Origin of the sequence: Trichocoleus sp. FACHB-591 (genome assembly GCF_014695845.1) — a bacterium.
GTDB lineage: Bacteria > Cyanobacteriota > Cyanobacteriia > FACHB-46 > FACHB-46 > Trichocoleus.
Window position 1 is genome coordinate 204,483 of record NZ_JACJPA010000096.1, and the last position, 14,908, is coordinate 219,390.

8 protein-coding genes are annotated in these 14,908 nt (G+C 44.6%); 4 read left to right on the forward strand and 4 right to left on the reverse strand.

Going from position 1 to position 14,908, the window contains the following annotated elements; genetic code table 11:
• Positions 1–118: 118 nt before the first annotated feature.
• The 4 genes from H6F90_RS18955 to H6F90_RS30400 form a co-directional block, all read right to left on the reverse strand.
• A complete protein-coding gene (locus H6F90_RS18955) occupies positions 119–1,531 on the reverse strand; it encodes a CHASE3 domain-containing protein (RefSeq protein WP_242024534.1) in 1,413 nt (470 codons plus the stop codon).
• Positions 1,532–1,950: 419 nt separating this feature from the next.
• On the reverse strand, positions 1,951–2,982 hold the full coding sequence (locus tag H6F90_RS18960) for a chemotaxis protein CheW (protein ID WP_190553837.1): 1,032 nt from the start codon (positions 2,980–2,982) through the stop codon (positions 1,951–1,953).
• A gap of 62 nt (positions 2,983–3,044) precedes the next feature.
• Entirely contained in the window at positions 3,045–4,646 is a 1,602-nt protein-coding gene (locus H6F90_RS18965) for a protein-glutamate O-methyltransferase CheR (protein WP_190553838.1), read from the reverse strand.
• A gap of 194 nt (positions 4,647–4,840) precedes the next feature.
• Complete coding sequence (locus H6F90_RS30400; RefSeq protein WP_190553839.1) at positions 4,841–9,649, reverse strand: PAS domain S-box protein; 4,809 nt, start codon at positions 9,647–9,649, stop codon at positions 4,841–4,843.
• Between the two features lie 867 nt (positions 9,650–10,516).
• Between H6F90_RS30400 and H6F90_RS18975 the strand changes: the two genes are divergently transcribed.
• From H6F90_RS18975 to H6F90_RS18990, 4 genes are all read left to right on the forward strand, one after another.
• Complete coding sequence (locus H6F90_RS18975) at positions 10,517–10,918, forward strand: response regulator transcription factor (RefSeq protein WP_190553840.1); 402 nt, start codon at positions 10,517–10,519, stop codon at positions 10,916–10,918.
• A 127-nt stretch (positions 10,919–11,045) separates the two neighbouring features.
• Positions 11,046–11,408 (forward strand): response regulator transcription factor, encoded by a 363-nt coding sequence (locus tag H6F90_RS18980; RefSeq protein ID WP_190553841.1) that lies wholly within the window; start codon positions 11,046–11,048, stop codon positions 11,406–11,408.
• Between the two features lie 100 nt (positions 11,409–11,508).
• Positions 11,509–12,006, forward strand: a complete 498-nt coding sequence (locus H6F90_RS18985) for a chemotaxis protein CheW (protein WP_190553842.1) — start codon at positions 11,509–11,511, stop codon at positions 12,004–12,006.
• An 80-nt stretch (positions 12,007–12,086) separates the two neighbouring features.
• Entirely contained in the window at positions 12,087–14,873 is a 2,787-nt protein-coding gene (locus H6F90_RS18990; protein ID WP_190553843.1) for a PAS domain S-box protein, read from the forward strand.
• Positions 14,874–14,908: the final 35 nt, after the last annotated feature.

The window sequence follows — 14,908 nt, forward strand, 5'->3', positions numbered from 1 at the left end:
ATATCTAGATTAAATTCTTCCAATGCGACGCTGCTTCATTAAAAAGAAATGCACCAATGAGCTTAATTCGCAGGGTTATACCTTCAAACATGGAATAAATTCCATTTAAATGAATTCACTACACCACTACCTTTAAGTCGTAGGCAGCTTCGTTCAGTTTTTGCGTACTGGCCTTGGTTTGACTAATACCGCTCGCTGTTTCTAGGGCTCTCTGATTGAGAGAAATCATTGCATCTACAACTTGCTCAATCGCGATCGCCTGTTGTTTTGCAGTCAGCGAAATCTGTTGGTTATTGACAGTGATATTGTTCATCGCCGTCACAATTCCCTCCACAGTTTTTGTGCCTTCATCGGCCACCATTACGGTAGAGTTCGTTGCATTTTGAACATCAGAAACAAGCGAACTAATTCGTTCTGCTGACTTACGGCTCTGATCAGCCAGCTTGCGAATTTCGGCAGCAACTACAGCGAAACCTCTGCCATGTTCTCCCGCCCTAGCTGCTTCTACAGCCGCGTTCAAGGCCAGCATATTAGTTTGGTTGGCTAGATCGCTAACCAAGCTAGAGATGCTGCCAATCTGATTTGTTTGTTCACTTAAGCGCAGAATTTGCTCGGCAATCTGTCCTACTTTGTCGCGCAGGCTAGAATTATGCTCTCCCAATTGCCGCCCACCTAAACCATTGCCATCAACCAAAATAAGCGCTTGTTGGGCACTGTTGGCTGCTGCTTCAGCTTGCTGAGCTGACTGCCGGGAAGAAGCACTCAACTCATCCATTGTGGTTGTGGTTTCGCTGACGGCTGCGGCTTGCTGGGTAGCCGTGTGCTCCTGTTGCTCCACGGCTGCCGCAATTTCTGAAGCAGAGCTGGCGATCGCGGTTGCAACTTGATTAATCGGCTGGACTACCCGCCGTGCAATAAAAATCGCTACTGAGGAGCCTAAAATAATTGCCACTAAAGTTCCCCCTAGGGAGATCAAAGAGGCAAGTTGCTCAGCTTGTGTGGCTGCTGCCCGCCGCTGCACCAATAGGTCATCCTCAACGGATTGCATCTTGTTAAGCTCGCGGCGAATGTTGTCCATTATGGTTTTGCCTAGGCCAGACAAAACTAAAGCCCTAAGTTCCTGCTCTTTACCTTGGCGCTTGAGTGTAATGGTTTGGGCTAGCTCATCTAATTTCTGCTGGGTTAATCTCTCGACTTCAACCAGCGATCGCTTTTGCTCTTCATCCCTAAGTTCACTTCTCAATTGACTAATATCAGTCGGAAGGCTGGCCGTCGCTGCGTTGTAAGGTTCTAGAAACTCTTCTTTGCCTGTAAAAATAAATCCACGTTGGCCTGTCTCAGCATTAATCAAAGACCTTTCTAGCTCTTTAAGACTTCCTTTAATTTGATAGGTACGGTTAACCGATGCCATTGAGTTAGCCAAGACCTGCATACTTAGCTTTGAGGCCAAACCAACACCAATCATCAGGGCAAAAATAGTCCCAAATCCAATGGGTACAACTCGGCTCAACTTCATGTTGTTGTGCAGCATTTTATTTCCTTTCGCTTAGCATTTTTATGATTGCAGTACAAATTATTGTATTTTTCTGGCGATCGCTTTGCCTAAAACAACTACTTAATATTTTGCACATCGGAGCACTTTTAAAGATTTCACAAATTCCAGTGAATCTCAGTATTTACACTGTTTTTAATTTTTTAATTTAAACAAAAGACATAAATTCGTGGCTCACTGACCACAAAGCAATATTCAGTCAAGCTTGACTTCTTTAAGAAATCCCATTCCTGCCTGAAAACTATAGGTTATTGATAAAATTTCACGATACTAAAAATTAGAAATAGTTTCTTTTAGATTTGTTTTAAAGAAATAGGCTGCGATAAAAACTTGAGAATACAGCTCTTAATAAGGGTTAAAACTAGAATCAAGTGAAAGTTGAAATTTAATCAAGAAATCTATAGTTCTTCTTCCACGAACAAATTACCTTGATCTAAAACTTTTGACATATCTAAAATTCCCATCATTTTTTCCCGATAGAAAGCTGTACCTTTAAGAAAATTACTACCTTCTGAATACAGAGTCGTGGGCACAGCTTTTAGCTCACCGGGCTGAAGATAACTCACATCAAATACTTCATCTACAGTGATTCCAGCGATTAGTCCGTCAATGTCCACGATCATGGCTTTCATGCCAGAATGACTGGGGTTGCCCGCTAAATTCAAGAGGCTGCGAATATCAATGAGTGTGACAATTTCACCACGCAAGTTCATATTGCCAATAATATGAGCAGGGCAACAGGGAACTGGAGTAATTTTGCGGATATCTGTAAATTCACGGACAAACTTGAGATCTAGGCCAAAATATTCTCCATTCAGCCCCACCACAGCAAGTGGGATCAATCCCGTAAAATCTTGATTCTGAGGTAACTGTAGTAAATTTGCGGCTCGTTCCCGTAAGATGGCTTTTTCGGCTGCGGTGAGATGAGGGCAGAACTCTGATGTCGAGTGGCTTGTTGGCTCTACTGCCCCCTCTAAGGAAGTCAAAACCTCGTTTACTGAGGGATACCGCACTAAATTTTTCTGATTAAGAATAGTAATAATTTCGCCATCAACCTTGGCAATCCCAGCGGTGAACCTCGATGTAGTTTCTGCCTCTCTACCATAGGGAACTACTACCTCAATACTGGCCAAATCGAGATTTTTAACTTCATCAACTTGATTGACCAAAATGCCAATCATTACCTCCTGCCACTCCAGCACGATAATACTATCGCTAAGCTGATAATCCTGAGGTTGCCGTCCAAACCGACGATCCAGATCCATAACAGGCAGCACTTTGCCCCGAAGATTAAGCAAGCCAATAAAATCTGGCGGCATCTCTACAGCCGTTGTGAGTTCTGGTAGATAAAAGATTTCCTGAATTAGGTTAGCTTCTAGCCCATAGAGCGAACCATGTAAACTGAAGACTAAATAGGGAGTCGGTAACATTGGTTTATAACAGATGAGTAATTTTTTTAGGTTTTTAAAGAATGATATTTGAGTAATTCTAGTTAAGTATTTTTATTCAATAACTTCTTGACGTAGAGTAGTAGATCACCTGCTGCTGAATGACTTTGGTATTCTACAGTTGTATCAGGAGAAATTTGCTTCAAGAGATCTAATGCTGTACTACGCATTTTTGTAGACCTAATGATGTCATTTTCTCTTGCATAAATTGCGCCTAAATCCAGATAAGCAGCGATCGCCTTAGGATCTAAATAGATAATCTTTTTTAAGATAGATTTGGCTGACTCAATGTCTCCTTCTTCTTCAGACACTTTAGCTAATAAGTAGTAAGGCTTAATAGAATATATATCTAAGGAAATTACTCTTTGACAGTAGTTTCTTGCCTCCTGATATTGCCCTAAGTTAGCATGGGCCTGAGCCATTAAGTAATAAGCATCGAAACTAATTGAGTCATACTTAATAGCTTGGCTTGCTGCTTGCAGAGCTAATACACACAGACCATCTCTCAACAAAATTTCGGCTTGTGTGAGAGATGCTTGATATAGAGCCAAGTGGATTTTGGTTGAGGCGTTGGAGTTAGCCTGTGAGTTTGTATCTAACTCACTAACTGTTTTATAGGTGGATTTATAACCTACCTCAGAACTGGGGAGAGAATTTGCTGGGAACGCCTCTTTCCCGACAGGCTTAATTTCTTGGGTGGGCGATCGCTGAAGTTTGAATTCTTGGGAGCCTAGCTGATGAGTCTGACTTCTGGCTGGATTAGCATTGGGTTCAGCGGATGAAATACGGCGCTGATACACCACCGATTCTGGCCAGATTCGGGTTTGAAACTGAGTCAGTTCTTGATTGTATAGCTCCGCGTGGCCCGTAATTAAATAGCCACCAGGCCTCAAGCAATTGTAAAATTTTTGCAAAACTACCGCGATCGCCGCAGCATCAAAATAGATAAATACATTACGGCAAAGGATTAAATCCAAGTCACAAATATCAGATAGAGGATTAGGAAGTTTATCTTGAATCAAATTCCCTGGATAAAACGTCACCCTTTCTCGAATTTTTGAATTGATCTCCCATCCGGATCGATGAGGAGAAAAATATTGTTGCTGTAATTCAGCGCCAAACGTTCGGAAAGACCAAGAGCTATAGCTACCTTTTTTAGCTTTCTTGATCGCTTCAGGATTAATATCAGTTCCTAAGATAGTGATGTTCCAGTCATCTTGTCTTGGCAACAACTCATGCACCAAGATTGCCAGCGAATAAGCTTCCTCCCCCGTAGAACACCCAGCGCTCCAGATTTTGAGTGAAGCTTTAGTTTTTACTTGCTTAACTTTTAAATCTTTTTGGTAATCAATTAGTTCTGGTAATATTTTATTTTTTAGTAAAGTAATTTGTCCTTGGTCACGAAATAGATAACTTTCGCCTGTGGTTAACAAAATAATTAATTCTTGCCATTCGCGATCGCTTTGAGGCGTAGGCATTTCTAGAAGCTTATAATATTGAGCCAATTCAGATATTTTGAGGCTCTGCATTCTGCTGAGAATCTTCTTGTAAATATTAGGCTGATCTTGCAGACGAATTTGTAATCCTGTCCGTGCTGCGATCAATTCAGTTAGAGCTTGCTGAAATTTATCCTGAATTGGAGGCATAAACTATAAGGTCTTGATTGTTGTCACTATCTGCTTTTAGGGAAGTAGCAGTAGAAAAATTAAAAAGCATTGAGCTTAACTTCTATTAGTTACCTAATAAACGAGAAAGCGCTGTCGTAGAGTCTAAGCTAGCTTATGCCGTCATCCTGTGGATGTGATCTGTGGATGTAGAAACTACTGCCGTCTAGTTTTGTTTAGGCGACATCAACTGTGGTGGTTTCTACGGGTCTTAGAGCGGTAGGAGGAGTGATCGGAATTTGAATCCAAAACTCTGACCCTTGCTCTGGCTCTGAAACACACTGAAGCGTGCCACCGTGCTTTTCTACAACAATCTGATAGCTAATGGAAAGCCCTAAACCTGTACCCTTTCCTACTGGCTTTGTCGTGAAGAATGGATCGAATAAACGTCCTCTTACAGATTCACTCACACCAGGACCATTATCCTTAATGCGAATCAAAACTTGCGGACTAGAACTAGTGGTTGCTAAGCCTAACAGTTCTGAAGCTGCGGCTAATTCAGGAGTGAGCAGTTCGGTTCGAATTGTAATCTGACCCAGTTGTGGCTGTTCTTCTAACGCATCCACTGCATTGCCAAGAATATTCATAAACACTTGATTTAACTGGCCTGCGTAACATTCCACCAAAGGCAGTTCTCCGTATTCTTTCACCACTTCGATGCCTCGATGACTTCCCGCAGGCTTAAGGCGGTTTTGCAAAATTAATAAGGTATTATCAATGCCTTCGTGAATATTGACTGGTTTCATCTCGGCTTCATCTAAGCGGGAGAAGTTGCGCAACGACAGCACGATTTGGCGGATGCGGTCTGCCCCCATTTTCATGGAGGAAAGTAGCTTCAATAAATCCTCTGTCATAAACTCAACATCCAATTCTTCTATCTGCTGCTGAATACTCTCCACAGGCTCGGGATAGCATTTTTGGTACAGATGCAGTAGTTCGAGTAGGTCTTGGATGTAGTTGTCGGCGTAGATGAGATTGCCGCTGATGAAGTTCACCGGATTGTTGATTTCATGAGCTACCCCAGCCACTAGTTGACCCAAACTAGACATTTTTTCGGTCTGAATCAGTTGAGTTTGAGTATGTTTGAGATGTTGTAACGCCTCAGTTAACTGTTTTGCTTGCATCTGGGCTGCAAAGGCAGCAGCACGAGTTTGAGCATATAGCTCCGCTTGATCAATCGCGATCGCCAGTTGGTCTGTCACGGCTCGCAACAACTCTACTTCTACCTCAGTCCAATGCCGAGGGCCACTTGCATGGCTACAAACAATGGCTCCAAATTGTCCCGAACGAGTTTCTAAGGGGAGCAGTAATTGCGAAGTCATCCCTAAATGGGACAACAAAGCTTGCACATCCACATCGATGTTTTGCTCATTGCTAGCATCATCGATCTGAATTACATCGGCGCTCAGAACTTGTCTCACGACTAAATCAGTGTACTGGGGCGGAAAATCTCCTAACAAACTAAGGAGAGTGGCATGCCGAGCTTCATGAGTGACGGCTAGAGTGGGTTGCTCTGGATGCGGCCAGCACCAAACAAAATGGCACCGATCAATCTTTAACAAACTGCGGATTTCAGTGACAGCCGTTTCTAAAATGGTGTCTAAATCGAGGGAGTTACGAATTTGATTGGCTAAGCGCAACATTAAAGCTTCGCGCCGACTCAACAACTCTTCTCGCGCCCAAGCTCGGTCAATGGCGACTGCAATGCTGTTGGCTACCCAGCCCAGAAAGTTCTGGACTGTGTCTGTAATTACCTTGCGACTAAAGAGCGCCATCACTCCGACGAGCCGATCTTCCACAATCAGCGGATAGCCGACAAAAGTCTGCATCCCTTCTTGCTGCACCCACTCGGTAGCTCCAATGCACAAATCCTTGGACACATCATGACTTAAGTAAGGCGTACGATTTTGGGCAATGAAGCCAACAATAGAGATGCCCAAAGAGATCAAACTGGGAAAGTCTTCTGTATGGCTGTGTTGTCCTGCGATCGCCTGTAGCTCTAATAAATTCGTATCGGCGTTGAAGGTCCAGATGCGTACAAAGGCGGCTTCGAGTTGCTGAGCTACGGCGTTAACAAAGCGATCCAGCACCTCTGGTAAATCTCCGCCATGGGCTAAGGCAATCCCGATTTCAGCGCTTAAGGTTGAGAGGCGCGATCGCTCAATCAGAGCTACTTCCGCTTGCTTTCTAGCTGTTACATCTCGGAAATAAACCGAGAGACCATCTTGGTAAGGATACGCCTGCACCTCAAACCAAGTTTCTAGGGGGGCGTAAAATTCCTCAAAATGTACCGTTACCTGCTCACTCACAGCTCTGTGATACTCACGGTGAAATGTAGATCCTACAGTCTCCGGTAACTGGTCCCAAATCCGCTGACCAATCAACTCGGCTCGATCTCTAAACAAGATCTGCTCAGCTTGCGAGTTGACGTAAGTAAAGCGCCAATCGCGATCGAGCGCAAAAAACGCATCAGTGACACTCTCTAAAATATTGATGATGCGCTTGTTCGACTTTTGCAGCTCTTCCTCGGCCCATTTGCGATCGCTGATGTCGATCAAGATGCCATTCCACAGGAGATCTCCGTTAGCTTGCCGAGACGGACATGACGCCCCTTGAATCCATTTCACCTGGCCTGAGGCCAAAACAAATCTTCCCTCCCAGGTCCACGACCCTAAGGTTTGAGCTGAAACTGCAATAGATTGATCTAAACCTGGGCAATCTTCTAAGTGGACTAGGCTAAAAATGGCATCAGCATCCTGTTGAATGGCTTCTGGCTCCAACTCCAGCAATTCGCGTGACCCAGGGCTGATAAAGGGAAAAGCCAACGAGCCATCGGAGCGCAGGAGAAACTGGTAAACCATCCCAGGAATTGTGATCGCCATCTTTTGGAAGTTGGCCTCACTCTCTTTTAAGGCCGCTTGGGCTTGCACCCATTCCGTCACATCATTCAGCGTGCCAGATGCACCCATCACGGTGCCATTCGCTGCACACATCTGTTGCATATAGATTTCTAGCCAGCAAAGTTCGCCCGCTTCAGTGAAAAAGCGGAGTTGCTGCCGAAAAGCTTCTATGTCTCCTCTCACGATCGCTTGCAGTTGGGCGTGGGTAGACTCACGCTCATCCGGGTGCAAGTAGTCAGTAATGGGGCTGCCAATCGATTCTCCCAAAGAGAATCCAGTAATTTCTGTCCAAGCAGGATTGAGAAAAGTCCAGCGACCATCCACACTCAGTTGGAAGATAACTTCTTTAATACTCTCGACCACAGAGCGATACTGCCTTTCGCTCTCCTGTAGGGCTGCTTCGGCTCGCTTGCGCTCTGTAATATCTTCCGAGATCCCTAATAGATACTGCGGGTTTCCAGTGGCATCTAGTAAAGGAATTTTTTTGGTATGTAAAACTCTTGAGCCTCGGTGCTTGGTGCGAATCTTTTCTTCCGAACTATTAACTAACTGTTTAACCTGTACTACTTCTAGATCTTTGGCTCTAAAAAAGTCGGCTTCTGATTCTGGAAAGAAGTCATAATCATCTTTGCCAATCATTTCAGCTCTAGAAAGACCCGTCAGCTCTTCGCCGAACTTGTTGAATTTAACAAACTTGAATTCTTTGGCATCCTTCACAAAGATCATGTGCGGAATGTTTTCGACGATCGAGTCTAAAAACATTTGGGTCTGCCGTATTTCTGCTTCGGAAGCTTTACGCTCTGTGATGTCGTGAGCGACCGCATAAATCAATCGCTGTTCTACTAAAGGCGTAGCTTTCCAAGAAAGCCATCTGTAAGAACCATCTTTGCAGCGATAGCGGTTTTCGAAGCAAAGTGTTTCTAGACCTGATTTCAATCTTTCTAGTTCTGCTGCGGTAGCTTCTTGATCGTCTGGATGTATCCATTCACTCCAGGGATGAGCCGATAACTCCTGATTGGTAAAACCTAGGTTCTTTTCCCAAGCTGGGCTGAGATATCTAAAATAGTGGTCAAAATCAGTAATAGAGAGCATGTCGAGCGAGAGGGTAAAGAAGCGATCGCGCTCCGCTTCAGCATTTCTCCGCTCTGTAATATCGATGCCTGTACAGATAATGTGCTTAATAGATTCATCTGTATTTAACAAAACCGTGTGTGACCAAGCAATCGTGCGGTGCTGTCCTGACTTGGTTAGACATTGGCTTTCGTACTGACTGGCTGCATCTCCCCAATGCAATTTCTGTAGAATAGCTTCGACCTGCTTTCCTTCATCAGGAGCAATAAACCAGTCCCAGAAATACTCTCCTTTGACTTCTTCAAAGGTGTAGTCAGTTGTAGCTGTACAAACTTCGTTGATCCGGAGAACTTGACCTTGAGGATTGAGCACCACCACCAGAGCATTAGCTGTTTCTAGCACGGTAGAAACAAAGTTGCGAACTAGGTCATCCGTGGAATCCAATACGGTGGCGAGGAGAGTGCGCTCTTCCTCAAGGGCTTTCTCCGCTTTCTGGCGATCGCTAACAGCTTGAGTCAGAGCTCGGAGATTGAGCCGTAACTCTAATTGCGTCACCACTTGACGGCTCAGGGCTAGCAGTGCGTCTTGTTGCTCCGGACTTAAGGTGCGGGGTTCATAATCAATCACGCAGAGCGTCCCCAAAGGAAATCCTGCCTGGGTGACTAAAGGTGCGCCCGCGTAAAAACGAATGTGGGGAGCATCAACAACTAAAGGATTAGTCGCGAAGCGCTCGTCTAGTAAAGCGTCTTCAACCAGGAACAACTGCGGTTGCAAAATCGCATGGGCACAGAAGGCAACTTCTCGTGAGGTCTCACAGGCTGTCAACCCAACTTTAGATTTGAACCATTGCCGATTTTCATCGACCAAGCTCACCAAAGCAATCGGAGTTTGACAAATATGAGCAGCCAAACGGGTGATGTCATCAAAACTAGTCTCAGGAGCAGTATCCAAGATTTGATACTGCTTCAAAGCCGCTAGTCTAATTAATTCGTTGCTAGGGATGGGTGCTTGCATAAACTAGTTGCTACCTACTGGCTGAGTCCTGTGCTAGCTGAGCGCCTAATCTGCGGTGCAGCTTGACTGTCATCACAGATGTCACAGAACATTGATATTCAAATTTCGGGCTAACTAACAGTGGTCGTTGGTTTGTGTTTAGGGATAAGGATTTAGCATCGCCACACATCTGCGATCGCAACTAACTGGAGCCAATGATTTAACCTCCGTATCCGCACTGAGACAGTTATTAAAGATTAGACATTTAACCTTTGCTAGCAACCAGACCCAGGGCACTTTCATTCTGATTTATGATGCCCTAAAAGTTACTAACAAGAATCAAAAGCACAGCCACTTTACATTTGTCTTTATATTTGCACTTGTGATCTATCAATCAAGCTCTGATTGAATAAGCTGCAATATGACTGAAAGCTGAAGCTCTGATTGCTATTCATTTTTAGAGTTTGTGCAATCGCTAACTCTAAGCAAATTAAGTTCTGTTTTTCTGCTTAGTCAACTGCTGTTTTTACTACTTAGAGACCAGCTATTACAGTATTAGTCAGTAGTTCAACTTAGGGTAAAGCTAAGTTGCAAGCCAAGTTGCCGTATTTTTAAGATATGTTAAGCAGGAGATAATTAAAGTTTGAATAGGGAATTTATAACTTTAGTTGAAGTGAAGCTCAAGACAGGATAGAAACTAAGATTTGACTTATTTTGCAGCTTTCTAATCAGGCATCAGCTTGAACAACTCAAAGATTAAGCAAAGATTAAGTTTCTGTTCTGTCTTTTTTTGATTTTGCTGTAGCTGAAAACCCAGCTTTTCTAATATACAAATACTATTCCACTGACAGCGATCGCCCCATCAATTGTGATGGTTATGCAGAACTTATGCCATCCTCTTCTTCAGATTCGATACATACTGTTCTAGTAGTAGATGATAGTGCTGTAATTCGAGACTTAATCCAGACAGCTTTATCACCTAAATATCGAGTTTTGGCGCTGAGTAATGCAGTTGATGCGCTGGCAGCAATTTATCATGAGCAAATTTCCATTTTGCTACTAGATGTTTTGATGCCAGAAATCGATGGTTTAGAACTCTGTCGCACGATTCGGAATTTACCTCAATTCCATCAGCTACCTATCATTATGATAACGGCCAAGGATAGCCTCTTTGACAAAGTTCAAGGTAGGCTAGCAGGTGCAACTGAATACTTAACTAAACCTTTTAATGCCTGTCAGTTACTCCAAACTATTGAAAGGCTGATTGAGGTTGACTCGCTTAAAAATTAGATTTTAGTAGCAGCACTCTAGGAACAGAGCTACTTTTGTTTGGAAATTATCAATAAATGATAGATTTTACTAGCTTTGAAATGATTGAATCTGATTGAGTCAGTGCAGAAATATTACAGGTGGAAGAATGAGCAAAGTATTAGTGGTTGATGACCTACATAGCGAACTAGAGAGAATTTCTAGTGTTTTGCGGAGTGCTGGCATTGACGTAGTACAGGCTCACGATGGTGAAGAAGCCATTAAAAAACTACAAGAGCAAGAGCTACCTGACCTCGTAATCTTAGATGTGATTATGCCGCGAATTAATGGTTTTGAAGTAATTCGTGAATTGCGCGAAGATGACAAAACCAAGAAGCTCCCGATCATTATATGTACTCAAAAAAATACTGACATTGACAAGATCTGGGGTATGGAGATTGGTGCAGATGCTTATGTGACTAAGCCTTTTGATTCAGGGCAATTGCTTAACATTGTGCAACGCTTTTTGTGAATTCCGAGCTTTGGTAAATCTTTGCTCGGACACTATAGAAACTTCTGTATTTTTGAAGCTTGGTTAATTGTTTCAATATCATTCAGAGTAGCTATTTGCAATGACTGTTCTTCCTGTGCCTGCTATTGCTGCGCCTGCTACCGTTCAGCAGTTTCTTTTGTTTCGTCAAAAAGACAGCTATTTCGCGATCGAGCTGACTAAAGTCTGTGAAGTTCTCTTCTTAAAAGATCAATTACTAGCTTCAGTTCCTAATACTGCCTCTTTTGTTTTGGGTTTAACTAACCTGCGAGGGGAAATTTTAGTGGTTGCAGATTTTGGTGGTTTGAGCAACATCGGAGTAGTGGAATTGCAGCGAGCTCAGGGCCGAATTCTGGTTCTAGAAATTCCTGATCCGCAAAATATGCAGTTGCTGCCGTTACATGTAGGCGTAGCGGTGTCTCAGGTTGAGGGAGTTGTCTCGCTCCATCTAGATCAAATTGTTTCTGCTATGGACGTGAGCCCAGAGCTAGCTCCAGTACTCAAAGGGCTATATGACTACGAGGGCCGCTTCTTAATGATCTTAGATGCAGAAGCGATCGCTCAATCCCAGCACTGGTAAGCCTTTGCTTATTGACTGCCTGTTTGTTGACTGCCTGTTTACTGTCTACTGGTTATTTATTTCTTCTAGAGGCTGCCCTCATGTCTGTTCATCCAAGTTTAGAAGCTGGTGTTCGTGCTCTTCAGTCGGGTCATTATCAAGAAGCGATCGCATTGCTGGAGCAAGTACAAGCAGACAATCCGCAAGATGCCAATCTTCACTACTGGCTCGCCCGTGCTTACCAGAGGGCAATATATGCCTCTGAGCATGCTACATCCTACAGTGCTATTCCTATGGCTCCGCCTCGGACTGTTTTCGAGCCTGCCGATGAAGTGACAGAACCTCACGCTGCTCCAGATTCAGGCATCAACTCCAGCCGACTCCGAGATGAACTGCTAGCAGATGAACAACGCTTGATTTTGGCGCGCGAGCTAGGATTACTCAACCTCAACTACGTTGCAGCGCCAACTGCCTCTCAACCTGTGGTGTTCGATCACTCGCCAGAGCAGCCTTTAGGCTCACCGCCGTTTGGCCGAAAAGTCATGATTACCGTTCTAAGTCTCAGCATTGTGCCTACATTGTTGCTGGGAATGTTAGCCATCGGAGCAACTACTTATTTCACCACCCAACCTGATGCAACCGCAGGGCAGCCATCCTGTTTAATTACATTAGCGGTGGCAACAGGACTGATCACAGTAGTCGCGGGCGCGATCGCCACAAGCCTATCTCAGCAAACGATTCATCCTTTATTGACAGCCGCTGCTGTCGCCACAAAAATCAGCCAAGGAGATTTGAGCGCTCGTGTACCCGCAGCAGGCAACCAGGAAATTGTCACGCTAGGAGCTGGGGTCAATCACTTAGCAGAGCGAATCCAAGGCTTGGTGCAGCAGAATCAAGAGCAAGCACAGCGGCAGCAAAAAGAACAAACTCAATGGCAACGACAGGTCCATGCGATCGCTCAGACCGTACAGAACTTGGCGGCAGGCAAGCTAGATGCTCGCATCTCTAATGTTCAAGCCCCCAGCTTTCTGCAAGAGCTAGGCGATCAAGTCAACTCAATGGGCGGTCGGCTAGAAACGTTAATTACAGAATTACGCAATCAACAGAAAGCCTTAGATGCCTCCGCGATCGTGTCAGTGACCGATCGCCAAGGACTCATTACCTACACCAATCAAAAATTTTCTGAGATCTCCGGCTACAGTCGGGAAGAACTGTCAGGCCAAAATCATCGGATTGTCAATTCTGGAACGCATTCCAAAGAATTCTTTACAGCGCTTTGGGCAACTATTGCCAATGGCAAAACATGGCGCGGCGAAATTAAAAATAAGCGCAAGGATGGCTCCTTCTATTGGGTGGATTCCACTCTTATGCCCCTGTTTGATAGCAAAGGTAATATCTCTGGCTACATTGGAGTACGCTTTGACGTCACAGAACGCAAACAAGCAGAAGAACGCCTGCAAACCTTGGCATTAGCACAGGTAAGTCTAGTTCAAGAAATTAAAAATCGGCAAAATGTTTTAGACGAAGCCGCTATTGTGAGCGAAACCGATCGCAAAGGAAACATTACCTTTATCAATGACAAGTTCTGTGAGATCTCCGGCTATAGTCGCGAAGAACTACTCGGTCAGAATCACCGGATTGTCAATTCTAGCCATCATGCCAAACCCTTTTTTACTGAAATGTGGAGCCTGATTTCCAGTGGTCGAGTCTGGAAAGGTGAAATTAAAAATAAGCGCAAAGATGGAGCGTTCTACTGGGTTGACTCCACGATTGCGCCGATCTTTGATACTGACGGCAAAATCGTCAAATATATCGGCATTCGCTTTGATGTGACTGAGCGCAAGCAGGCTGAGGAACGTCTGGAAAAACAGGCTGAAGAGCGTAAATTCGAAGCAGATGCGATCACCCAACAAGTCGTCAATCTGCTGAATGAGATTAAAGGCGCTGCGAAGGGGGATTTAACCGTCAAGGCTCAAGTCACCAATGACTCTTTAGGAGCACTGGCCGATTCCTTTAACTACCTGATCAGCTCGCTGCGCAAGGTTGTCCTGAATATTCAATCTGCGGCTATTCAGGTGAATCAATCGACTACAGACTCGATTAACAACACGAATGAGTTGGCCCAGCAAGCCCGGACCCAAGCTTCTCAAATTGAAAGTACCCTGCGGCAAATTGAGCGACTGCTGAACTCCATCCAAGATGTTGCTGAAGCGGCAAATCGAGCCGAGCATGTGGCTAAACAAGCTGCTCAAACCGCAGAAATCGGTGGTGAAGCAGTCGATCGCACAGTCGATGGCATTAATGACCTCCGCCTCACGATTTCTGAGACCTCCAAAATGATGAAACGCTTAGGAGAAGGTTCGCAGCAAATCGGCAAGATTGTTACCTCTATTTCTCAGATTGCTTCCCAGACCAACCTCCTAGCCCTCAATGCCACGATTGAGGCAGCGCGAGCAGGAGAGCAAGGCAAAGGCTTTGCGGTCGTAGCCGAAGAAGTTCGCAAGCTCGCAGAACGTTCCGCTTCGGCCACTGAGGAAATTTCTGACATTGTCAGCACCATCCAAGACGAAATCAGCCGAGTTATGGCAGCGATGGAAGCAGGAACGCAGCAGGTAGTAGACGGAACCCTATTAGCCTCCGAAGCCAAAACTAATCTGAACGCCATTATTGACGTTAGTCGAGAAATTAATGGCTTGGTGCAGAACATTACCAAGGCGGCTCAGCGGCAGATAACTTCGGCTGAAGATATCTCTGGCACTATTCAGGAGGTGAGTGAGATCTCTACTAATACTGCCGAAAAAGCAGAGAACGTCACGGTGGCCTTGGATGGATTAGCCGTTGTCGTCAACAAACTGCAGAGCTCGGTCGCTAATTTCCGATCGCAGTAATGGCTCAGGGGGTACCCACGTTTGCCCTAGTTGTG

Excerpts from the sequence above, each read along its gene's own strand:
- H6F90_RS18955 (WP_242024534.1), bottom strand. The coding sequence starts at position 1,531 with ATGCTGCACAACAACATGAAGTTGAGCCGAGTTGTACCCATTGGATTT.
- H6F90_RS30400 (WP_190553839.1), bottom strand. The coding sequence starts at position 9,649 with ATGCAAGCACCCATCCCTAGCAACGAATTAATTAGACTAGCGGCTTTG.
- H6F90_RS18975 (WP_190553840.1), top strand. The coding sequence starts at position 10,517 with ATGCCATCCTCTTCTTCAGATTCGATACATACTGTTCTAGTAGTAGAT.
- H6F90_RS18985 (WP_190553842.1), top strand. The coding sequence starts at position 11,509 with ATGACTGTTCTTCCTGTGCCTGCTATTGCTGCGCCTGCTACCGTTCAG.
- H6F90_RS18960 (WP_190553837.1), bottom strand. The coding sequence starts at position 2,982 with ATGTTACCGACTCCCTATTTAGTCTTCAGTTTACATGGTTCGCTCTAT.
- H6F90_RS18980 (WP_190553841.1), top strand. The coding sequence starts at position 11,046 with ATGAGCAAAGTATTAGTGGTTGATGACCTACATAGCGAACTAGAGAGA.
- H6F90_RS18990 (WP_190553843.1), top strand. The coding sequence starts at position 12,087 with ATGTCTGTTCATCCAAGTTTAGAAGCTGGTGTTCGTGCTCTTCAGTCG.
- H6F90_RS18965 (WP_190553838.1), bottom strand. The coding sequence starts at position 4,646 with ATGCCTCCAATTCAGGATAAATTTCAGCAAGCTCTAACTGAATTGATC.